The sequence below is a fragment of the Variovorax sp. NFACC27 genome (assembly GCF_048301545.1).
Lineage (GTDB): Bacteria > Pseudomonadota > Gammaproteobacteria > Burkholderiales > Burkholderiaceae_C > Variovorax > Variovorax gossypii.
The window spans coordinates 1,794,566-1,814,973 of the sequence record NZ_CP157613.1 but is presented as its reverse complement, the minus strand read 5'-3'; the positions used below and the strand labels follow the sequence as shown (position 1 = coordinate 1,814,973).

20 protein-coding genes are annotated in these 20,408 nt (G+C 67.1%); 9 read left to right on the top strand and 11 right to left on the bottom strand.

Annotated elements, in window-relative coordinates:
* Positions 1–3 precede the first annotated feature (3 nt).
* The 3 genes from ABL840_RS08450 to ABL840_RS08440 form a co-directional block, all read right to left on the bottom strand.
* A complete protein-coding gene (locus ABL840_RS08450; protein ID WP_093299887.1) occupies positions 4–576 on the bottom strand; it encodes a hypothetical protein in 573 nt (190 codons plus the stop codon).
* Entirely contained in the window at positions 573–1,238 is a 666-nt protein-coding gene (locus ABL840_RS08445; protein ID WP_093299885.1) for an N-acetylmuramoyl-L-alanine amidase, read from the bottom strand. Before ABL840_RS08445 ends, ABL840_RS08450 begins: the two co-directional genes overlap by 4 nt.
* 179 nt (positions 1,239–1,417) lie before the next feature.
* Positions 1,418–2,374, bottom strand: coding sequence for a helix-turn-helix domain-containing protein (locus ABL840_RS08440; RefSeq protein WP_093299884.1), 957 nt, complete (start codon positions 2,372–2,374; stop codon positions 1,418–1,420).
* A 236-nt stretch (positions 2,375–2,610) separates the two neighbouring features.
* On the opposite strand from ABL840_RS08440, the gene ABL840_RS08435 reads away from it, so the two are divergent.
* From ABL840_RS08435 to ABL840_RS08410, 6 genes are read left to right on the top strand one after another with little or no spacing between them, the layout of a single operon-like run.
* Positions 2,611–3,810 carry an amino acid ABC transporter substrate-binding protein gene (locus ABL840_RS08435; RefSeq protein ID WP_093299882.1) on the top strand — a complete coding sequence of 400 codons (1,200 nt, stop codon included), beginning with the start codon at positions 2,611–2,613 and terminating at the stop codon, positions 3,808–3,810.
* 4 nt (positions 3,811–3,814) lie between these two features.
* The gene (locus tag ABL840_RS08430; protein WP_093196254.1) at positions 3,815–4,693 is read left to right on the top strand and encodes a branched-chain amino acid ABC transporter permease; all 879 of its coding nucleotides are present in this window, start codon (positions 3,815–3,817) and stop codon (positions 4,691–4,693) included.
* A gap of 17 nt (positions 4,694–4,710) precedes the next feature.
* Positions 4,711–5,616: a branched-chain amino acid ABC transporter permease gene (locus ABL840_RS08425; RefSeq protein ID WP_093299881.1), complete on the top strand. Its 906-nt coding sequence runs from the start codon at positions 4,711–4,713 to the stop codon at positions 5,614–5,616.
* Positions 5,613–6,371 (top strand): ABC transporter ATP-binding protein, encoded by a 759-nt coding sequence (locus ABL840_RS08420; RefSeq protein WP_093299879.1) that lies wholly within the window; start codon positions 5,613–5,615, stop codon positions 6,369–6,371. Before ABL840_RS08425 ends, ABL840_RS08420 begins: the two co-directional genes overlap by 4 nt.
* A complete protein-coding gene (locus tag ABL840_RS08415) occupies positions 6,368–7,087 on the top strand; it encodes an ABC transporter ATP-binding protein (RefSeq protein WP_093299878.1) in 720 nt (239 codons plus the stop codon). The genes ABL840_RS08420 and ABL840_RS08415 overlap by 4 nt, the downstream gene beginning before the upstream one ends.
* Positions 7,088–7,143: 56 nt before the next feature.
* Complete coding sequence (locus ABL840_RS08410) at positions 7,144–8,595, top strand: aldehyde dehydrogenase (RefSeq protein ID WP_093299876.1); 1,452 nt, start codon at positions 7,144–7,146, stop codon at positions 8,593–8,595.
* A gap of 10 nt (positions 8,596–8,605) precedes the next feature.
* Here ABL840_RS08410 and ABL840_RS08405 read toward each other — a convergent pair whose 3' ends face one another.
* From ABL840_RS08405 to ABL840_RS08380, 6 genes are all read right to left on the bottom strand, one after another.
* A complete protein-coding gene (locus tag ABL840_RS08405) occupies positions 8,606–9,235 on the bottom strand; it encodes a hypothetical protein (protein ID WP_093196257.1) in 630 nt (209 codons plus the stop codon).
* Entirely contained in the window at positions 9,235–10,818 is a 1,584-nt protein-coding gene (locus tag ABL840_RS08400) for a substrate-binding domain-containing protein (RefSeq protein ID WP_418116227.1), read from the bottom strand. The genes ABL840_RS08405 and ABL840_RS08400 overlap by 1 nt, the downstream gene beginning before the upstream one ends.
* Positions 10,815–12,059 carry a toxic anion resistance protein gene (locus tag ABL840_RS08395; protein ID WP_093299874.1) on the bottom strand — a complete coding sequence of 415 codons (1,245 nt, stop codon included), beginning with the start codon at positions 12,057–12,059 and terminating at the stop codon, positions 10,815–10,817. The genes ABL840_RS08400 and ABL840_RS08395 overlap by 4 nt, the downstream gene beginning before the upstream one ends.
* Positions 12,060–12,076: 17 nt before the next feature.
* Positions 12,077–13,201 (bottom strand): hypothetical protein, encoded by a 1,125-nt coding sequence (locus ABL840_RS08390; RefSeq protein WP_093299873.1) that lies wholly within the window; start codon positions 13,199–13,201, stop codon positions 12,077–12,079.
* Positions 13,202–13,275: 74 nt separating this feature from the next.
* On the bottom strand, positions 13,276–14,580 hold the full coding sequence (locus ABL840_RS08385; protein ID WP_093299871.1) for an aminotransferase class V-fold PLP-dependent enzyme: 1,305 nt from the start codon (positions 14,578–14,580) through the stop codon (positions 13,276–13,278).
* Between the two features lie 3 nt (positions 14,581–14,583).
* Positions 14,584–15,480, bottom strand: a complete 897-nt coding sequence (locus ABL840_RS08380) for a transporter substrate-binding domain-containing protein (protein WP_093299869.1) — start codon at positions 15,478–15,480, stop codon at positions 14,584–14,586.
* 128 nt (positions 15,481–15,608) lie between these two features.
* Between ABL840_RS08380 and ABL840_RS08375 the strand changes: the two genes are divergently transcribed.
* The gene (locus ABL840_RS08375; protein ID WP_093299868.1) at positions 15,609–16,544 is read left to right on the top strand and encodes a LysR family transcriptional regulator; all 936 of its coding nucleotides are present in this window, start codon (positions 15,609–15,611) and stop codon (positions 16,542–16,544) included.
* 42 nt (positions 16,545–16,586) lie between these two features.
* Here the strand turns inward: ABL840_RS08375 and ABL840_RS08370 are convergent, their stop codons facing one another.
* Positions 16,587–17,009 (bottom strand): hypothetical protein, encoded by a 423-nt coding sequence (locus tag ABL840_RS08370; protein ID WP_093299866.1) that lies wholly within the window; start codon positions 17,007–17,009, stop codon positions 16,587–16,589.
* 89 nt (positions 17,010–17,098) lie between these two features.
* The gene (locus tag ABL840_RS08365) at positions 17,099–17,284 is read right to left on the bottom strand and encodes a hypothetical protein (protein ID WP_093196264.1); all 186 of its coding nucleotides are present in this window, start codon (positions 17,282–17,284) and stop codon (positions 17,099–17,101) included.
* A 309-nt stretch (positions 17,285–17,593) separates the two neighbouring features.
* On the opposite strand from ABL840_RS08365, the gene ABL840_RS08360 reads away from it, so the two are divergent.
* Together ABL840_RS08360 and ABL840_RS08355 are read left to right on the top strand one after the other, a co-directional pair.
* Positions 17,594–19,126, top strand: a complete 1,533-nt coding sequence (locus ABL840_RS08360; RefSeq protein WP_093299865.1) for an FAD-dependent oxidoreductase — start codon at positions 17,594–17,596, stop codon at positions 19,124–19,126.
* A gap of 26 nt (positions 19,127–19,152) precedes the next feature.
* Positions 19,153–20,403, top strand: a complete 1,251-nt coding sequence (locus ABL840_RS08355) for a lactonase family protein (protein ID WP_093299863.1) — start codon at positions 19,153–19,155, stop codon at positions 20,401–20,403.
* Positions 20,404–20,408 lie beyond the last annotated feature (5 nt).

Sequence of the window (20,408 nt, the reverse complement as noted above, 5' to 3'; positions counted from 1 at the left end):
ATTTCAGTTCCTGGAGGGTGGCTTGGGCTCGCGGCTTTCCCGCAGAGCCTTAAGTCGTGATTCCGCCTGACCTGGCGGAATCTGACCTTCTGCCTCCAGTCGCCTCAGGCGCCGTTCATCTGCCCGATTCAGAGCATCTTTGAGCATTGCCATCTTGCGATCGTTGCAAGGTTCGCACTCGTAGTAGCTTCCGGGGTCGGTCGTGGGCCCAAGCGCTTCGTTCAACTCCGCGGTACTGATTCTCCCCGTGGGCTCGATGCCGATAGCGAGGATCTTTCCGTTCTTGAAGGTGACGAGCGCACTGCCCTCGCATCCGGTTTCTTGCGCCTGCGGCACGAGATACGACCTCTTTGAGACCCTCCGCATATGACGTAGCGCATAGAACACATCTTCGACGGTCAAGACAACATCCTGACAATCCAGAAAATCCTTGTTCTCCCACGCTGTTTTCCCCGACGGGTTGTCGATCTTGATCGACTTTACGAAGGCTGCCGGATAGCGCTTGTCTGCCGCGTGAACCGACAGGGCCATAGCTGCGGTAGCCAGAGTTACCGCAAGAACGATGACTTTTCTCATGGCGTCGGGACCACCAGATTCCAATTCGCACCTTGTGCCTCGGTCGTATTTTTTCTGCTGGCTTCTGGATGTCGAAATATCTCGCTCGGTGCGATCTGCATGGAGTCCTCTAGCGCCTTGACAAGCCACGAGAGTGCCTGGTTCTGGGCAGCGGTCGGCGTGTCATATACACCGTACCTTCCTCTCAGTTCGTCCATGGAGAGTTTGTTGTTTCGTGGCACCTGAAACCCCGCTGGTAGCCTGGCTCTGCCCACCATCTCGATGCCAATGGCCTCCATGTTGCCTGGATACCGGTCGCCAGGCGCCCTGCGCATCTCGATGCGATGCATCGGATCCACCGCGTTCACTCCCGCAGGATAGTCTCGCGGAGAGCACTTCCCGGTGATCAGGCACCTCGCCTTCAGCGGCCCGACATGGTTCGTGCGCTGGTAGATCGCGGCGGTCTGGTAAATAGTTCCATCGGTGTCGACAAGAAAGTGCGCGCCATTGGCCTTTGGGCGCGTGTAGCTGTTCAGCGAGGACGCTGAAGTGTCCGCATCGGTCTGGTGCACGACGATGCCTGTGATCGTGCTCGTACGTCTACCGCGTTCGATCGCAGGGCTGCGCGCATTGCGGACTTTCGCGTGAATGATCATTCCATCCGTGTCAATTTGAATTGCCATACGGCCTCCCGGAAATTAATTTCTCGTTGTTGATGCGGGTGCACCGGAACATGCAAGTTCCTCAACCTGCAGGCTTGCTTCGATGCGCCCGCCCGGGATGATATCGACCCAAAAATTTGATTTGCAGCGGCCCGAGTTGCCGCCTTTCTGCGCTACCGCTGACGCAGTATTCGCGTCGGTCAGCGCAACGCCGCCTGCCGCCTGAACTCGCTCGGGCTGCCGCCCGTGTGCTCGCGGAACACGCGGCTGAAGTGCGAGAGATTGCCGAAGCCCGAAGCCAGCGCGATGTCGGTGATCGACCTCGCCGCGTTGGCCGGATCGAGCAGCTCACGGATGCTCGCGGCCAGCCGCTGGTGCTGGATGTAGCCGTTGAGCGTCTCGTCGTCGTCGGCGAAGGCGCTGTGCAGCAGGCGCTTGCTGCAACGCAGGGCCAGCGCCATGCTGTCTATCGATAGCGAAGGGTCGTGCAGGTTCTGCGCGACGTGGCGGCGGATGCGGTCCTTCAATGCTTCGCGCTGCGTCTGCGGCGTCTCCTGCCCCGCCAGTTCCATCAACGAAAGGCGCACAAGCTGTATCAGCAGCTCGCCGGCACCTCGCGCCGCCGCTTCGCTCATGAAAGGCAGCTCGAGATACGTGTTGCGCATGGTCTCCAGCGCCACGCGAGAGATGCCGCTGCCGCCGCCGATGCGGCGCGCCACCAGGTCGTTGAGCGGCAGCGCGGGCGATGCAATCTGGTCCTTGGGCAGCATCACGATCAGGTGGTCGCTGCGCTCGGGGTTGGCCACGGTGTAGTCGGCGGTGGTGTCGTAGAGCGTCCATCCGCCCGAGCGCACGGCGGCGGCGCGGCCGCGCTGCGTGACCTCGGCCGAGCCCTGCCAGGGCGCGACGATCTTCAGGTACGGGGCCTCACTCATTCGCGCCATCTGCGTGGTGCGCAGCACGCGGTGGCGGTTGGCCTCCAGCCGCGTGAGGATCACGTCGCCCGCGTGCGATGCCGCGAGGTGGCCGTCGAATTCGCTGTCGTCGTACAGGTCGGAGCTCAGGCCGCCGAAGTGGCGCCACACCCATTCGCACCACAGCGGCCCGCGCTCCTTGGGCGGGATCTGGTCGGTGGACAGGAGCAATGAGGCGGTCATGCAGGCTGGGCGACGAAGACAGGGACGGGTCGGAACGACGAGAACGAAAGATTTCAGCACGAAGCCGGGTTGCCGCGCATTGTGAAGCGCCTTCAGGGCGCAAGGGATTGCGGGTTAACCACTAGGCGCCTGCACGCAGCGACAAGTGCTTTGTGCACGGCCGGCACAGCACCCGAAGCCCCCGATTTCTACGATCCCAGGCAGCGGGCGCATACCGACGCCCGGAGGAGACCTCAATGCTTGGACCCAATCGCCGCCACTGGATCAAGGGCACCGCCACCGCCCTGGGCGCGGCCGCCGTCGCGCCGCAACTGTTCGCACAGAACAGCACGGGCGGCCCCGTGAAGATCGGCTACGCCATCGCGCGCACCGGCCCGTGGGCCGCCGGCGCGCAGGTGAGCCAGGAGCCCAACTACCTGCTGTGGGCCGAGCAGGTCAACGCGACGGGCGGGCTTTCGGTGAAGGGCGCGAAGCGTCCCATCGAGCTGATCGGCTACGACGACCGCAGCGAGACCGAGACCTGCGTGCGCACCTTCGAGAAGCTCATGGGCAGCGACAAGGTCGACCTGGTGCTGCCGCCCTGGGGCTCCGGCGCCAACTTCGCGGTCGCGCCGCTGGCCAACCGCTTCGGCTATCCGCTGCTGGCGCCCACCGCGCTCTCGCGCAAGCTGATCGACATGCGCCTGCCCTTCTTCTTCTCGCTGCTGCAGCAGCCCGACAAGATGATGGGCGCGCTGGTCGACATGCTGGTGGCGAACAACGTGAAGACCATTGCCATCGTCTACATGGACGACCTGTTCGGCCTGGAGAACTTCGCGGCGCTGAACAACGCGCTGAAGAAGACCAGCATCCAGGTGGTGGAGCGCAAGAGCTACCCGCTGGGCGTGAAAGACCTCGCGCCGGTGCTGCGCACCATCAAGGACCTGAACCCCGACGCCTTCATCGGCATCACCTACCCGCCCGACACCATCCTCGCGAGCCGGCAGGCGCGCGAAGTGGGCTTCAACCCCAAGTACTTCTACGCCTCGGTGGGCACGGCCTTCCAGCTCTACAAGAACGTGATGGCCGCCAACACGGAGGGCGTGATCGGCATGGGCTCGTGGAACGGCAAGACCAGCCCCGAGGCCAAGGCCTACTTCGACGCTCACACCAAGAAGTTCGGCAAGGAGCCCGACCGCTGGGCCAGCGGCCATGCATGGGCGGGCCTGCAGATCCTGCAGCAGGCGGTGGAGAAGATCGGCCTGGACCGCAAGGCGCTGCGCGAACACATCGCCAAGACCGAGTTCAAGACCATCCTCGGCCCGATCCGTTTCGAGGGCAGCGAGAACGCATCCATTCCAGGCACGGTGTCGCAATGGCAGGGCAGCGACTTCGAAGTCGTCTGGCCCAAAGACCGCGCCACCGCGCAGCTGATGCCGAAACCGGCCTGGAAATAACGACGTGTCTTTCTCTGGATGGGCCGAGCTTCTTGCCGGCGGACTGATCACGGGCGGCATCTACGCGCTGGTGGCCATCGGGCTGAACCTGCAGTACGGCCTGATGCGCATCATGAACATCTCGCACGGCGAGTTCCTGATGCTGGGCGCCTTCGCGACGTGGTGGGCGCACACGGCGCTGGGCGTGTCGCCGCTGCTCTTCATGCCCATTGCCTTCCTGCTGCTGATGGCTCTGGGCATGGCGGTGCACTGGCTGTGCTTCCGCCAGGTGGCGGCGCGCGCACCGAACGTCGACGTGTTCGAGGCGCGCAGCCTGATGGTGGGCTTCGGCCTGATGTTCCTGGTGCAGAACACCGCCCTTCTCGTGTGGGGCGGCGACCTGCGCGGCTACGACTACCTGGCCGACCCGGTGCAGGTGGGCGAGATGCGCTTCACCGCCAACAAGCTGGTGCTGTTCGGCGTGGCGCTGGCGCTGAGCCTGGTGCTCATCGCGCTGCTCAAGCTCACGCTGCTGGGCAAGGCGGTGCGCGCGCTGATGCAGTCGCCCACCGGCGCGCAGCTCGTGGGCATCAACACGAAGCGGCTGCATCCGCTGATGTTCGGCATCGGCCTGGGCCTGTCGGGCGTGGCGGGTTCGCTGCTTTCGATGACCTATGAAATCTCTCCCTCGATGGGCGAGCCCTACACGGTGACGGCGCTGATCGTCATCACCCTCGGCGGCTTCGGCAGCATCGCGGGCAGCCTCGTCGGCGGCCTGCTGCTGGGCGTGGTGGAAGCGCTGGGCATGCACTTCACCAGCCCCTCGCTCAAGATGCTGCTGTCGTACGCCGTGTTCATCGGTGTGCTGATCTGGCGGCCCAACGGACTGTTCTCCAGAAAATGATTTCCTCCACTTCGACAATGAGGCCCTGGTGGGTGCTGTGCATCGGCCTCACGCTGGCGGCCGCCGTGCCGTGGGTCGCGAGCGAGTTCGTGGCCTCGGTGGCGCTCGGCTGCCTGATGTACATCGCGCTGGCCACGAGCTGGTCGCTGTTCTGCGGCGCCACGCGCTACCTGTCGCTCGCCACCTCGGCCTTCTTCGGACTTGGCGCGTATGCGAGCGCGACGCTGCTCGAGGTGCTGCCCTGGCCCTTGGTCATCCTGAGCGGCGCGGCCATCGCGAGCGCGGTGGCGGTGCTGATGGGCGCGGCGGTGCTGCACTTGCGCGGCACCTACTTCGCGGTGCTGACCTTCGGCATGACGGAGCTGATCCGACATGCCGTGACCTTCGTCGAGAAGCAGGTGTCGGGCACGGTCGGACGCGTGTTGACCGTGGTGCCTTCGAACGAGACGGTGTACCTCACGGTGCTGGCAATCGCGGGCGCCGCCATCGCCACGGCCCTGCTGGTCAAGCGCAGCCGCTTCGGCCTCGCGCTCTCGGGCATCGGCGCCGACGAGCAGCGCGCACAGACGCTGGGCGTGGACACACGCCGCGTGAAGGTGATGGGCTTCGCGCTCACCGCAGCCTTCGCCGGCGCGGTCGGCGCGGCCATGGCGGTGCGCTGGACCTACATCGATCCACCCGCAGTGTTCAGCCCCTTCATCGGCTTCCAGACGGTGCTGATCGCGATGATCGGCGGCGCAGCCAGCATCGGCGGGCCGGTGGCTGCCGCCATCGTGTTCAGCCTGCTATCGGAAACGCTGCGGCTGCAGCTGCCCTACGGCTACATGATGGTGCTGGGGCTGCTGCTGATCCTGTGCGTGATGTACCTGCCCAACGGCCTTGCGTCGCTGTGGCGGCGCAAGGCAACGGAGGCAAGGCCATGAGCAATCGGCAGCAACAACTCCTGCTGGAAGCCCGCGAGCTCACAGTGCGCTTCGGCGGCCTCACTGCAGTGGATGCGGTCAGCGCCACGCTTCATGCGGGCGAAATCGTCGGCATCATCGGACCGAACGGCGCGGGCAAGACGACCTTCTTCAATGCGATCTCGGGCGTGGTCATGCCCACCTCGGGCACGCTGCTGGTCGAGAACGGCATCGACCTCACGCGCCGCGGTCCGCACCTGTACGCGGCCCACGGCATCGCGCGCACCTTCCAGACGCCTCGCGTGATGGCCGGCATGACGCTCGAAGACAACGTGCGCTTCGGCATGCAGTTCGCGGGCCGACACCGCGAGCCCATCGCCGGGCTGGGCAACACGGGGGAGATCCTCGACATGCTGGGCCTCGGTGGCCTGGCGCGGAACATCGCCGCCGACATCACGCCATCGCAGCAGCGGCTGCTGGAGATCGGCATGGCGCTCGGCACCCGGCCGCGCGTGCTGCTGCTCGACGAGGTGGCGGCGGGCCTGACAGAAGCCGAGGTCGACGCGATGGCGCGGCGCATCCGTCGGCTGCGCGACGAGCACGGACTCACTGTCGTGTGGATCGAGCACGCGGTGGCCACGCTGCTGAAGTACGTCGAGCGCGTGCTGGTGCTGCACCAAGGCCGCAAGATCGCCGACGGCACGCCGGCGGAGGTGGTGCGCAACGCGGAGGTGGTCGAGGCCTATCTCGGCGACGAGATGGAGGCGACGGCATGAGCGCACAGAACAACAGCCACATGAGCGTGCGCGGGCTGTCGGCCGGCTATCACGGCTTCCAGGTGATCCAGGACATGAGCCTGGACGTGCGGCCCGGCGTGACAGTCGTGCTGGGCCCGAACGGAGCGGGCAAGACCACGCTGCTGAAGGCACTGGCCGGACTGCTGCCTCGAGCCGGCGAGGTGCTGCTCGACGGCGCGGCGCTGCCATCGGCCGACGCCACGGCCTGCGTGCGGCGCGGCCTCGCGCTGGTGGCCGAGGGGCGCCAGCTGTTTCCGCAGATGACGGTCACCGAAAACCTCGAGCTCGGCGGCTGGCTCATTCCGGCGCGGCTGCGCGCCGAGCGGCTCGCGCGCGCCTTCGAGGACTTTCCGCGCCTGAAGGAACGCGCCGCGCAGCTCGCCGGCACCATGAGCGGCGGCGAGCAGCAGATGGTGGCGGTGGCGCGCGCCATGATGAGCGGGCCGCGCCTTCTGATGCTCGACGAACCATCGCTGGGCCTCGCGCCGCGCATGGTCGACGAACTGCTTTCCATCGTGCGCCGCATCGCCTCGCAGGGCGTGACGGTGCTGATGGTCGAGCAGAACGTGCGCAAGGCGCTGCAGGCCGCCGACCGCGGCTATGTGCTCGAACGCGGCCGCGTCGTGGCCTCGGGCGAGGCGCAGGCGCTGCTGAATTCCGACGCGGTGCGACAGGCCTACCTGGGCGTCGCCTGATCCGCCCTCTTTCCTTCCTCCCCCTTCTTCCTTCCCTTGTTTGCAAAGGACACCCCATGACCGACATCTCCATGCTCATCGACGGCGAGCGCCGCGCGGCCACCGGCGGCGCGACCTTCGAGCGCCGCAACCCGCTGGACGGCGGCATCGCCACGCGCGCGCCGGCCGCCACGCCGGCCGACGCGGTTGCCGCGGTCGAGGCCGCGCACCGTGCCTTCGCCGCCTGGTCGACCACCGGCCCCAACGAGCGCCGCGCCGCGCTGCTGAAGGCCGCGCACGCGCTGGAGGCGCGCGCCGACGCCTTCGTGCAGGCGATGGCGCGCGAGACCGGCGCCTCGGCCCTGTGGGCCGGCTTCAACGTGCATCTGGCGGCCGGCATCCTCACCGAGGCCGCATCGCTCACCACGCAGATCGCGGGCGAGGTGATTCCTTCGGACGTGCCCGGCAGCCTCGCCATGGGCGTGCGACAGGCGGCGGGCGTGGTGATCGGCATCGCGCCGTGGAACGCGCCAGTGATCCTCGCCACGCGCGCCATCGCCACGCCGCTGGCCTGCGGCAACACGGTGGTGCTGAAGGGCTCGGAGCTGTGCCCGCAGACGCACGCGCTCATCATCGAATCGCTGATCGAGGCCGGCCTGCCCAGGGGCGTCGTCAACTTCGTGACCAACGCGCCTGCCGATGCCGGCGCGGTGGTCGAGGCGATGGTGGCCCACCCGGCAGTGCGGCGCGTCAACTTCACGGGCTCCACGCGCGTGGGCCGGCTGATCGCGCAGACCTGCGCGAAGTACCTCAAGCCCGCCGTGCTCGAACTCGGCGGCAAGGCGCCCTTCGTGGTGCTGGACGACGCCGACATCGACGCGGCAGTGAATGCCGCCATCTTCGGCTCCTTCGCCAACTCGGGCCAGATCTGCATGTCGACCGAGCGCATCGTGGTCGACAGCGCGGTGGCCGACGAGTTCGTCTCGAAGTTCGCGGCTCGCGCGCAGGCGCTGCCGCTGGGCGATCCGCGCGAAGGCCCTGTCGTGCTCGGCTCGGTGGTCGACATGAGCACGGTGAAGCGCTGCAACGCGCTCATCGACGACGCGCTGGCCAAGGGCGCGAAGCTGGTGTGCGGCGGCAAGGCCGAGAACACGCTGATGCCCGCCACCGTGCTCGACCACGTGACGCCCGCGATGGAGATCTACCGCGAGGAATCCTTCGCGCCGGTGAAGGCCGTCGTGCGCGTGAATGGCGTGGAGGAAGCCGTGACCATTGCCAACGACAACGAGTTCGGCCTGTCGTCAGCGGTGTTCGGCCGCGACGTGGCGCGCGCGTGGAACGTGGCGCAGCGCATCGAGGCCGGCATCTGCCATGTCAACGGCCCCACGGTGCACGACGAGGCGCAGATGCCCTTCGGCGGCGTGAAGGCCTCGGGCTACGGCCGCTTCGGCGGGCGCGCGGGGGTGGAGGCCTTCACGGAGCTGCGCTGGCTCACGGTGCAGACCACGCCGCGCCACTACCCGTTCTGAAGGAGCGCATTCAGCCCGCGAGGAAGTCCGGCTGGCGGAACTTCTTCTCGAGGAACTGCCCGTTGGCCACCAGCGCGGCGGCATCGCTCGAGGCCACGTTGGCGACGATCTCGCGCAGCTTGGCGTCGAGCAGGCCGAGCTGCTCGCCCAACAGCTGGCGCGCGGTCTTGCCGTCCTTCACCGCATGCGTGATGCGAAAGGCCGGCGGCAGCGCGACGTAGTTGGCGAGCGTCTCGGGCAGGTAGCGCAGCACCGTCTCGCGCACGGTGAACAGGTCGTCGCCATGCGAGCCCGCGCCCACCAGGCGCGGCAGCACCTCGCCCACCGAGCCGCGCACGTTGTCGAGGCTCTTGCGCATGTCCTCGGTGAGGTGCGGCTGGGCCTGAGCGACCACGTGATCGAGGCGCTCCAGCGTCTGCTCGACGCTGAGGCTGTCCTCGATGCGGCGCTCCAGCTCGGGCGCCTTGCGGCCCAGCAGGCAGCCGGCCACGTACAGGCCGGCGGTGATGAGCAGCCAGCCCTTGTCGATGACACCAGCGAAAAGCAGCGCCGGCCCGAGGAGTGCCAGCGCGCAGCCCAGGATGTTGCCGTTGCCGTAGAGGAACAGCAGCGCGCGCAGCTTCAGCGAACGCCGGGGCATCACTGGTAGCCCCGGATTTCCTTGAACACCTGCCCGAGCTGCAGCTTGCGGCCATCGAATTCGCGACCGCCCGAGAGCTGCGCGATCTCCTGCATCTCGCTCACGTTGGCCTCGCCGAAGAGGATGGGGAAGATGCGCGCAGGCAGGCCGCCCGCCGCGTAGCGCTCGCGGAACTCGCGCAGCTTCAGGCCCGAGTTGTTCTCGCCGTCGGTCAGCAGCACGATGCTCACGAAGCGGTCGGGCTCGCGCTGCTGTTCCTTGCGCGCCAGGTCCTCGGCTGCAGCCAGCGCGGAGTAGATGGCGGTGCCGCCGTTGGCCGACATTCCATCGGCCAGCCGGCGCAGCTCCTCGCGCGCGGCGGCGATGTGGTCGGCGTCGAAGCGCACCCACACCGGCTCCTGCACGTCGGTGGAGAAGGTGATGAGCACCACGCGCTCGCGGCTCTGGAAGGCGCTGTAGCGCGCACTCGCGGTGGCGGACTCGTCGGCGCCCGAGAGCAGCTTGAGCGCCTCGCGCATCGATGCCAGTCGCTTGCCGGCCATCGAGCCGCTGAGGTCGAGCACGAAAATCGAGGTGGCGGGCTTGCGCCATTGCGACTGGTAGGTGCCGAGCACCGCATCGATCACCTCCAGCCGGTTGGGAAAGCCCAGCTCGGCCACGGCGGCGGTGGGCAGCGCGGCGACGGCCGCGACCTCGGGGTTGGCGGGGCGCAGGAAGGCGGCCGAGAGCGCATCGCGCTGGAACGGTGCAGCCTTCAGGGTGCCGACGAGCTTCGTGTACGCATCGCGCTTGTCGGCGTTGAGCAGCATCAGCGGGTAGTCGGCCGAGATCATGCCGTCGCGCGGGTAGATCAGCGTGAGCCTGTCGGCCGCGGGCAGCTTCTCGTTGGCGCGCAGGATCACGGCCTCGTAGTTGACCATCGCGTCGATGGCGGACGGGTCTTTCACATAGGCGTCGGCCAGCCAGCCGGAACTGCCTGCCGTGAGCTTCTGGCCCGAGAGGAAGGCCTTCAGCGTCTTTTCATCGACGTCCTGGGCTGTCAGGTCTTCAGTCTTGCCGGCCAGTGCCGAGGCCACGGCGAACAACGCGCTCATGCCGGTGTTGGAGCTGGTGGCGTTGGTCATGCCGTAGCGCAGTTGTCCGGCGCCGGCTGCCTTGGCGATCTCGGCCCAGCCGGGCGCCTTCTTGTTCCAGCCAAGCTGCGCTGCCTTGGCGCTCTTCACGCCAAGCGCGATGCGTGAATAGAAGAGCTTGTCGCGCGCCAGCGGCTTGGTCTGCAGCGCAAGCGCGGGGTACGCGCCGTTGGGCGGCAGGATCGCGTCGAAGCGCTCGCCGGCGTTGATGCGCTCGACGATGTCGAGCGTGCCGGCGTACGAGAGCTTCACGTCCACGCCGGCCGACTGCGCGGCGACGACGATGGGGGCTTCGAGGTCCTTGAGTTCCGAGCCGGCAAGGATGGTGAAGACGGCACTGGCTGCCGGAGTCGGTGCGGCGCTCGTGACCTGTGCCGGCTCATCCTTGCCGCATGCCACGAGGCCCAGTGCCAGGGCCGCCAGCAGCATCAGCCGCGACAAGAGGCTCACAGTGCGACCTCGCCGCGCGGCGACTGCAGCGCCTCGGTGGTTTCCTGCCGGCGCACGCGGTCGAGGTAGGTGCGGCTCTTCTCGACTTCGCTGCTCAGCGTGTCCACCGTGGTCTGCATGGAATCGAGCGCCCGGCTCTTGAAGTCGGCGATCGTGTCCATGGTCTGGTAGATGTTGGCGAAGGCCTGCTGCAGCTTGGCGATCTCGATGGTGCTGGAGGCCGCCTGCTGGTGGATGGCGCTGCTCTGGTCGCGCAGCATCTCGCTGGTGCTGGCGATGAGGTTGCCGGTGGTCGCGTTGAGCGCGCTGATCTGGTCGAGCACCAGCTTCTGGTTGGACAGCGCCTGCGCCACGATGACGGCGGTGCGCAGCGCGGCCACGGTAGTGGTGGTGGCGCGGTCCACGCCCTTCATCAACTCCAGGTTGTTCTTGCGAATCATGTCCAGCGCGAGGTAGCCCTGGATGTTCACCGCGAGCTGCGTCAGCAGGTCGGTGACCTTCTGGCGCGAGTAGAAGAGCATTTCCTCGCGGATCACGCGGGCCTTCTCGGGGTCGGTGGCTTCCAGCGCGCGGGCCTTGGCGTCGAGTTGGCCATCGAGGGCCTTGCCGATGTGCACGTACTTCTCGAGCCGCTCCATCAGCGTCCAGAGATTGACCTTCTCCTGCTCGATGGCGGTGTTGTCGCGCAGCAGCTCGTCCTTGCCGCGCTTGAGCGACTCGATGATGGCGTTGAGGTGCGTCTGCGACGACTGGTAGCGCTCGAAGTACGCAATGAGCTTGTTGCCCAGTGGGATGAGGCCCAGCAGCTTGCGCGCGGAGAACAGGTCACCCTGCTTCGAAGGATCGAGGTCTTCCACCTGGTGGCGCAGGTCGATGAGCGACTGGCCGATCTGCGCGCCCTTGTCGAACAGGCCGTTGCGCAGCGAGCCCACGGGGCGGTCGAGCATGCGGTTGGAGACCGACGCCGAAGCCTCGATGTCCTTGCTGCCCATCGAATGGATGCGCTCCACCGCTTCCTTGAACTGCGGGTGCTGGCTGTCGTGCGCGGTGATGTCCTCGATGAAGCGCGCCACCTGCGCGTCGAGCTCGGCCACGTCTTCGGGCTTCAGGCGCACCTTGCCGCTGGCCGACTCGACCGGCACTGGCGCCACGGGCGCGGGCGGCTCCAGCGTGAAGGCCTGGGGTGGCTGCAGGTCGATGGGGGCGGATGCGGTGGTCGTGGTGGTGACGGGTGCGTTCATGGTGTTCCTGTGTTCGTTCACTTGAAGCGGGCTTCGATGCCCGTGGTCATTCGTTCGAGCCACTCGAAGCTCGGCGGATCGATCACGTCGACCAGCACCTCGGGCACCTTCACGCCGCGCGCGGCCCAGGTCTCGGGGCCCTTGGTGTCGCCGCCGGTGCGGTAGCCGTATTCGTGCGCGAGCTCGCGCAGGGTCGGGTCGTTCTCCAGCGCCGCACCGAGGCGCGCGCCGCCGGGCGTGTAGGGCACCAGCACGTGCTTCGAATAGACGGTCGGCTTGGGGTAGAGCAGCACCATGTCGCTCTTGAGGCGGTCGGGGTTCTTCAGCCAGAACTCGACCATCTGCGACTCGTAGGCCACCAGCAGCGGCGCCTTGCCCATGCCGAGCGCGAGGTAGTCCTCGAAGGGGCCGGCCGACGACTGCTCCTGGAAGCCCTGGCGCAGGAAGAGCGGCGCGACCACCGGCATGACGCGGTCCACGTCTTCCTGGCTCTGCACGATCTGCTGGCTGTTGGCGAGGTAGCTCGCGAGCGCGAGGTACATCGCCGCCGAGTTGGAGGTGCGCACGTCGGTCGAGTTGATGAGCATCGACTTGCTGGTGGAGAAGGCGCTGCTGGCCTTGAGCTCCTTCCAGCGCGTGCCCTTCTCGATCATGGCCATGAGGCCGGGCAGGTCGACCACGTAGTAGAAGTCGCCCTGCTTCTGCGCGATGCCGTTGGCCACGAGGATCTCGGCGATCGGCCGCCAGCTGGCCAGCACGATGGGCGTGTAGAACGGATTGAAGACGTTCGGCGCCTTGGCCAGCGTCTTGAGCTGCGCTGCTGCCGGAGCGCCCGAGGGAAAGCCGAAGTCGAACTTGCTGGCGTCGTAGCGGCTGGCGATGGCGCGCGAGCCGGCCTTCTCGACGGTGACGGTGATGCCCTGCGCGGCCAGTGCCTTTTGCACGCGCGGGTCGGCGAAGAAGGTTTCTTTCTCGGAGCCGATCAGGCCACGCAGGGTGACCTGCTTTTCCTGTTCGATACGGGCCGCCGTTGCGGTGGCCGATTCATCGTGCAGGCGGGTGTTCGAATACCAGACGCCGGCCCCGACCGCGGCCAGCAGGACGACGGCCAGCGCTGGTGCGATCAGCTTGCGGATTTCCAAATCTCATGCTCCTCGCCCCCTGTGCGCGGGGGTCGAGAAACATACTAACTACTGAATATGACGGTTTATGACAGTCAGATGTCGGCAGCGATCTCGCGGGTGATGCGCAGGAACTTCTCGATGTCGCCGACCGAATTGCAGTGCAGCGGCGACACGCGCACCGTGCCCTCGAGTCCAAAGGATTCGAGCATGCGCTTCGAGTAGATGCTGCTCGCCACGCGCTCGTAGACCGTCACGCCGCGCTTCGCGTACTCGACCACGGCCTGCGTGCAGTCGATGCGGTCGAAGCCGATGCCCAGGATCAGGTCGCGCTTGCTCAGGTCCTCGTAGTCGAGGAAGACGTTGACGCCCTCGAGCTCGCGCATGCCGGTGGCATTGCCGTTGCCGTCGAGCAGCACGGAGAGCAGCGCGCGCTCGTGCAGCTCGATGTGCGTGATGCCCGCGACGAACAGCGCGCGACGATCGGTGGCATCGGTGGCATCGCTGAAGTGCCCGCCGAGCCAGCACACGTAGTCGACGATTTCCGTGAGCACCGCGAACTGCCACGGCGCCGAGCTGCCGAGATCCCAGTAGTCGGGCTTCTTGCCCGCGAGCTTGTGGTGCGGCAACACGGCCGCGCGCTCCGACACCCATGACAGCCCCGAGCCCCGGCAGCCGAAGAACTTGTAGGGCGCGAGGTTGATGCCGTCCACCGGCGCCTTCTGCAGGTCGATGAGGCCGTGCGGCGCGTGCTGCACGGCGTCCACCAGGATGTACAGGTCGGGCTTGATCTCGCGCGCGCGGCGCACGATGGCTTCCATGTCGAGCTTGGCGCCCGAGATGTTCGACGCGTGGATCACGTTGAGCAGGCAGGTGTCCTTGTCGACCAGCCGCACGATCTCGTCCACGTCCACGCCGCCGGTGACGGGGTTGCTCTTGGCCACGCGCAGCTCGCGGCCCAGGCGCTGGGCATAGAGGCTCATCGCGTCGAAGGCCGAGGGATGCTCGAGCACGGTGGTGACCATGTTCGTGCCCGGCACGTTCTCGGCGATGGCGCGCACCATGTCGAACATGGCGCCCGAGGCTGTGAGCGACGCGTACACGCTGCCGCCCGTGGCGTTGAGGATGGTGCGCAGGTCGGCGCAGCCCTTCGCCTGGATCTGCTGCAGCTCGACGGCCGTGGCGTGGATGCGCTCGGCGTTGTCGGGAATGGCGTCGACCTGCGCGAAGCGCTCGGCCGCGGCCTTGAGGCGGAACGAGCCGCCGGCGTTGTCGAAGTAAAGGCGTTCGCGGCCATGGTGGTCATGGTCGACCTGCAGGAAGCGCGCCTTCACCTCGCGCATCAGCGCGTCTGAGAAAGCCAGCCCGCGGGGGTGGTTGGAAGACAGCTTGGAATCCATCGTTCAGACGCCCTTGTTGTTCGGGTTCTTGAAGATCTCGCGCACCGCGTCCGTCATCGGGAAGTTGAGGTTCGCGTTCTTCGGCGGGATCGGCGAGAGGAACCACTTGGTGTAGAGCTGCTCGATGGCTCCCGACTTCATCAGGCCGTTGACGGTCTCGTCCACCAGCGCCTTGAACTGCGGGTCGTCCTTGCGCAGCATGATCCCGTAGGGCTCCTGGCGCAGCGATTCCTTGAGGATCTTGTAGTCGCCGGGGTTGGTCGAGCTGGCGATCATGCCGGCGAGCTGCACGTCGTCGAGCACGTAGGCGTCGGCGCGGCCGGTGGACAGCAGCAGGAAGCCGTCGGAGGTGTCCTTGCCCGCGATCTCGTTGACTTCGATGGTGCCGCTCTTGCGCGCGCCGCGCAGCAGCTGGATCGAGGTGCTGCCCGAGACGGTGGCCACGTTCTTGCCGTTGAGGTCGGTCAGCGCATTGATGCCCGAGGCCTTCTTCACGGCGGCGGTGATGTTGGTGACGAAGTGGCTGGGCGCGAAGTCGACCTGCTGCTGGCGCTGCGTGGTGTTGGTGGTGGTCGCGCAGTCGAGGTCGACGGTGCCGTTCTGCAGCAGCGGGATGCGGTTGGTCGAGTTGAGCATCGTGTAGCGCACGTCGATCTTCGCGAGGCCCAGCTTGGCCTTCACGGCGTCGACGATCTTCAGGCAGATGTCGTTGGTGAAGCCGATGGGCGCGCTGTCGGCGCTGAGCTTGTACGAGAACGGGATCTGGCTGTCGCGCGCGCCGATCTGGATCGTGCCGCTGTCCTTGATCTTCTGCAGCGTGCCGCCGTCCTGGGCGCTGGCGGCGCCGCAGGCGAAGGCGATGGCAAGTCCGAGCGCGAGGGGCAGTTTCTTGAAGTCCATGGCGGGTTCCTTGAAGGGTCGGTGAGGTGGTTCCGGCGAATCTTCGGCCTCGCCATCAATTTCCAAAAGCGATTTTTTGTGATCGAATCACATGAGAAAAAGCGTTCTTTTGGAGCCAGCTTCCCGTGATGACCTTCAAGCAGCTCGAAGCCCTGTACTGGATCGCCCGTCTCGGCGGCTTCGCGCAGGCGGCCAACCAGCTCCACACCTCGCAGTCGGCCATCTCCAAGCGGGTGCACGAGCTGGAGCAGCTGTTCGAGACCGAGCTCTTCGACCGCAGCCAGCGCACCGCCCGCCTCACCGAGAAGGGCGAGGAGATGTTCGTGCTCGCCCGCAAGCTGCTGGAGCAGCGCGACGCGGCGATCGAGCAGTTCGGCAAGCCGGGCGTGGTGGAGCGGCGCATCCGACTCGGCGTGACCGAGCTGACGGCGATGACCTGGCTGCCGCGGCTGGTCGGGCTGATCCAGCAGCACTATCCCAAGGTGATCCTCGAGCCCGACGTGGACGACAGCCTTCAGCTGCGCGACAAGCTGCTGGCCGACGAACTCGACCTGGTCATCGTGCCCGAGACCTTCGCCGACTCGCGCCTGCCGAACAAGGTCATCGGCCAGGTGAGGAGCGCGTGGATGTGCAAGCCCGGCGTGGTGCCGGCCAACAGCAGCGCAGGTGCCACGATGCGGCTGCACGAGCTGGCGCGCCACCGCATGCTGGTGCAGGGCAACAACTCGGGCACCGGCCGTGCCTACGACGCGTGGATGAAGGAACAGGGCGTGCAGCCCGCCAACGTGATCGTGGTGAGCAACCTCGTGGCGCTGACCGGCCTCACCGTGTCGGGCCTGGGCGTGAGCTACCTGCCGCGCGAATGCCTGCAGCCGCTGGTGGCGGCCGGCATGCTCGCGGTGATCGACGTGACGCCGGCACTGCCCGTGGTGCGCTACGTGGCGATGCACAAGGGCGAGCACCGCAGCGCGCTCACCTCGTCGATCGTGATGCTGGCGCAGGAGTGCTGCGACTTCGCGCGCATGTTCCAGGCGCAGCCGGAGGAAGAAGCGGGGATGACATAAGGGCCGGGGGAGCGGCTGAGCCGCTCCGGCCGCCTTCGTGCCTCAGAGGGAGAGGAACGCCGCGACCAGCAGCGCCACGGCACCGACGATCGAGGCCACGGCGCCGACCATGTTGCCGAGGTAGACGAGCTTTCCGAGCCCCGTCGCGCCGTCGGACGAAAGACCGCGCTGCCCCGAGACGGCCGCGAGCGGCGTGGAAACGCAGAAGCCGTAGGCCGAGACGATCAGCGCGACCGAAACGATCCACAGCAGCCACGCCGGAGCCGAGAGCGAAGACAGCACGGCTGCCGTCGCGAGCATCAGCGTCGCACCAATGGGCAGGCTCAGGTGCGCGACGCGCCACGAGTTGACGATGTGCGCGGCGGCCTCGCGCTTGATGGCTTTCGCATAGGGCGCGCCCAGCAGCAATCCGAACAGGAGGACGATGGCACCGTGGAAGACGAGGTGGCGCGCGGCGGGGTGCATGGGTTCAGAAGGGTGAGGAGCAGCGGTGGGAGCCGCATCCTACCGAGCCGGAATTGCTCCGGCCCGCCTGGCCGCGCGGGAAAGCGGCTTCAGCCGCCGTCGCCGACGGGGGAAAGATCCGGGTGCATTTGCTGCAGTGCCAGCGACAGCCGCACTACCCGTTCGCGCGCGCCCGGCTCGCCCCGGGCAAGCGCGCCCAAGGCTGCTTCGTAGTCGTCAGTGAGCTGTTGCCACAGCTCGAAATCGGCGCCAAGGCCTTCAGCGTCCTTGTCCATCTTTGCTCCATCAGGAATTTCGACGGCCGGTAATTGCGCCAGTTTGACTCATTTTTGCCGGGAGCGTTAGAACTTTAGAGGTCTTGGGGTTATAGCCACCCAAATACTGCGGCCCGGGGTCCGGCTGCGTCGGCCAGTGATCTAAGGGTTCATCCGATGAAAGTATTTTTCAATCAAGCCAAGAATTCGCACCGCAAGGCCGAGGAAATGCTGTTTTCATCCGGAAAACGGATCATATAAGAAAAAACATTTCAGTTTTTCGTTGGCCGGCGAACCCATTCGTCGCAAGACACCCATCGGAAAGTGCCCATGACCATCACCGTGACGCGCCAGGACGCCCGCTACAACACCCTGAAAAAGGGTTTCAACCTGCGATGGCCCGCCACGGAGTCGGATGCGGCCTCGCGCATCGAACTGGCGGAAAGCGCCGGCGATGCCGCTGCCGCGCTGCAGCGCATCGTCGACGCAGGCCTGCGCCCCACGCTGCGCAGCGGCGGGCATTGCTATGAAGACTTCGTCTCCAACAACCCCGACGGCGCCATCCTCGACCTGAGCCTGCTCAACCAGGCCGACGCGGCCTCCAGGAGCGACGGCCGCTTCCGCGTCGGCCCCGGCACCCAGAACTGGAACGAGTACCTCGACCTGTACAAGCGCAGCAACGTCACGCTGCCCGGCGGCTCCTGCTATTCGGTGGGCGCCGGCGGCCACATCTGCGGCGGGGGCTACGGGCTGCTGTCGCGGCTGCAGGGGCTCACGGTCGACTGGCTCTCGGCGGTCGACATCCTCACGGTGGACAACCGCGGCAAGGTAGTGCCGCGCACCGTCGACGCGAACCGCGACCCCGATCTGTTCCGCGCCTGCCGCGGCGCGGGCGGCGGCAACTTCGGCGCGATCACCAGCTACGTGTTCGACAGGCTGCCGACGGCCCCGCGAGAGGTCGCGCTGGCGGTGGTGGCCTTCGACTGGGCCAGCATGACGCCCGAGCGCTTCACCGCCCTGCTCACCACCTACGGCGACTACTGGGCCACGCGCGGCAAGTCGCCCGACACCTGGGGCATGTTCTCGCTGCTGAAGCTCACGCACCGCTCGGCCGGCCAGATCGTGATGCTCACGCAGTTCTGCAACCCCGACGGCACCTGCAACGACCTGACGGTGCTCAACGATTTCCTCGACCGCTTCCGCGCCTGCGCGCCGGTACCCGCCAAGGGCCGCGCGCCCGGCGTGGGCCCGGCTCCGCAGCGCGACGCGGGCCAACTGCTGTGCTCCAAGCCGCACACCGTGACGCGCTACGACTGGCTCACGGCCACCCAGTACCTCAACGGCTCGGGCGACAACCAGCGCGGAAAGTACAAGTCGGCCTACATGAAGCAGAACTTCAGCGCCCGCGAGGCGCAGCGCATCTACACGCACCTGACGCGCACCATCCCTGGCGTGGACCTGAGCCAGTCGCTGGTGCAGGTCGATTCGTACGGCGGCGCCGTCAACAGGCCCGAACGCACCGCCGACACCGCCGTGCCGCAGCGCGCCTCGATCATGAAGCTGCAGTACCAGACCTACTGGCGCAGCGCGAGCGACGATGCAGGCCACCTGCGCTGGATCAGCGACTTCTACCGCGACGTGTACGGCACGCCCGACGTGCCCGAGCGCCGCGCCGGCACGCCCTACCCGGGCGAGCGCTACGAAGGCTGCTACATCAACTACCCCGACAACGACATGCTGGCCTACCCCTTCTGGCCGCAGCTCTACTACGGCGACCAGGGGCTCTACGACTTCCTGCGCAAGGTGAAGCGCCGCTACGACCCGAACAACATCTTCCACCACGCGATGTCGGTGCGCCCGTGACGCGATCCCAACCAGAGAGGAACCCCATGACAGATCACTCCGGTCAGAAACGCCGCACCGTCATGCAGTGGCTCGGTAGCGCCTCCGCCGCCGGCGCCCTCGCGCCGCTGCTGCCAGCCCATGCGCAACAGGCCCCGGCCACCGCGAGCGCAGCAACCGCGCCGCCGTCGCCCGCGCCACGCTTCGCCTACGTCGGCACCTACACCTTCGATGCGCCCGGTGGCACGGCCGGCGGGCCTGCATCGAAGGGCATCTACGTGCTCGCCATGCAGGGCGACAACTGGACGCCGGTGCAGACGGTCGCGAGCGCCAACCCGTCCTTCCTCGCCGTGCATCCGAACCGGCGCTTCCTCTACGCGATCAACGAGATCGACACCTACGAGGGCCTGCCCACCGGCACGGCCGAGGCCTACGCCATCGACGAGCGCAGTGGCCGGCTCACGCTGGTCAACCGCCAGCCGCTGTCGCTCTCGGGCGTGATCCCGGCGCACCTGGCGGTGTCGCCCGACGGACGCGCACTGGTGGTGGCGCTGTACGGCGGCGGCGCCTACAACGTGCTGCCCATCGGCACCGACGGCGCGCTGGGCAAGGTCTCGGGCATCGAGAAGGAAACCGGCTCCGGCCCCGACGCCGAGCGGCAGGAATCGCCGCACCCGCACATGGTGCAGTTCGATGCCTCGGGCCGGCGCGTGCTCGCAACCGATCTCGGCAGCGATCGCGTCAACGTCTTCACGCTGGCCGACGGCAAGCTGGCGCCCATCGGCCGCACGGCCGTGCAAGCCGGCAGCGGCCCGCGCCACCTGGCGCTGCATCCGTCGCAACGTTACCTCTACGTGGTGGGCGAACTCGATGCCTCCGTCACCAGCTACGCCTACGACGCAGCGAACGGCGCGGTCGGAGAACAGCGGCAGCGGGTCTCGACGCTGCCGGACGGCTACACGGGTCAGAAGAGCGCAGCAGCGCTCGTGATGCATCCCTCGGGGCAGTTCCTCTACGCGAGCAACCGCAGGCTGAAGTCGGACCACCCGCTGGCCGACAGCATCGCCGCCTTCCGCATCGACCCTGCCAGCGGCAACCTGACGCCGCTGCAGCACTGGAGCGACGGCCTGCGCTTCCCGCGCGCGCTGACGGTGGCGCCCGACGGCGGCCATCTCTACGCGCTGAGCCAGAAGGGCGACACCATCCTGCGCCTGCGCATCGAACCCGCCACCGGCAGGCTCGACCAGCCGGTGCAGGTGGCGCAGGTGCCTACGCCGGTCTGCCTCGTCTTCGCCTGACCGGG

Excerpts from the sequence above, each read along its gene's own strand:
- ABL840_RS08360 (WP_093299865.1), top strand. The coding sequence starts at position 17,594 with ATGACCATCACCGTGACGCGCCAGGACGCCCGCTACAACACCCTGAAA.
- ABL840_RS08420 (WP_093299879.1), top strand. The coding sequence starts at position 5,613 with ATGAGCAATCGGCAGCAACAACTCCTGCTGGAAGCCCGCGAGCTCACA.
- ABL840_RS08375 (WP_093299868.1), top strand. The coding sequence starts at position 15,609 with ATGACCTTCAAGCAGCTCGAAGCCCTGTACTGGATCGCCCGTCTCGGC.
- ABL840_RS08365 (WP_093196264.1), bottom strand. The coding sequence starts at position 17,284 with ATGGACAAGGACGCTGAAGGCCTTGGCGCCGATTTCGAGCTGTGGCAA.
- ABL840_RS08440 (WP_093299884.1), bottom strand. The coding sequence starts at position 2,374 with ATGACCGCCTCATTGCTCCTGTCCACCGACCAGATCCCGCCCAAGGAG.
- ABL840_RS08385 (WP_093299871.1), bottom strand. The coding sequence starts at position 14,580 with ATGGATTCCAAGCTGTCTTCCAACCACCCCCGCGGGCTGGCTTTCTCA.
- ABL840_RS08395 (WP_093299874.1), bottom strand. The coding sequence starts at position 12,059 with ATGAACGCACCCGTCACCACCACGACCACCGCATCCGCCCCCATCGAC.
- ABL840_RS08370 (WP_093299866.1), bottom strand. The coding sequence starts at position 17,009 with ATGCACCCCGCCGCGCGCCACCTCGTCTTCCACGGTGCCATCGTCCTC.
- ABL840_RS08355 (WP_093299863.1), top strand. The coding sequence starts at position 19,153 with ATGACAGATCACTCCGGTCAGAAACGCCGCACCGTCATGCAGTGGCTC.
- ABL840_RS08445 (WP_093299885.1), bottom strand. The coding sequence starts at position 1,238 with ATGGCAATTCAAATTGACACGGATGGAATGATCATTCACGCGAAAGTC.
- ABL840_RS08410 (WP_093299876.1), top strand. The coding sequence starts at position 7,144 with ATGACCGACATCTCCATGCTCATCGACGGCGAGCGCCGCGCGGCCACC.
- ABL840_RS08425 (WP_093299881.1), top strand. The coding sequence starts at position 4,711 with ATGAGGCCCTGGTGGGTGCTGTGCATCGGCCTCACGCTGGCGGCCGCC.
- ABL840_RS08405 (WP_093196257.1), bottom strand. The coding sequence starts at position 9,235 with ATGCCCCGGCGTTCGCTGAAGCTGCGCGCGCTGCTGTTCCTCTACGGC.
- ABL840_RS08415 (WP_093299878.1), top strand. The coding sequence starts at position 6,368 with ATGAGCGCACAGAACAACAGCCACATGAGCGTGCGCGGGCTGTCGGCC.
- ABL840_RS08380 (WP_093299869.1), bottom strand. The coding sequence starts at position 15,480 with ATGGACTTCAAGAAACTGCCCCTCGCGCTCGGACTTGCCATCGCCTTC.
- ABL840_RS08435 (WP_093299882.1), top strand. The coding sequence starts at position 2,611 with ATGCTTGGACCCAATCGCCGCCACTGGATCAAGGGCACCGCCACCGCC.
- ABL840_RS08450 (WP_093299887.1), bottom strand. The coding sequence starts at position 576 with ATGAGAAAAGTCATCGTTCTTGCGGTAACTCTGGCTACCGCAGCTATG.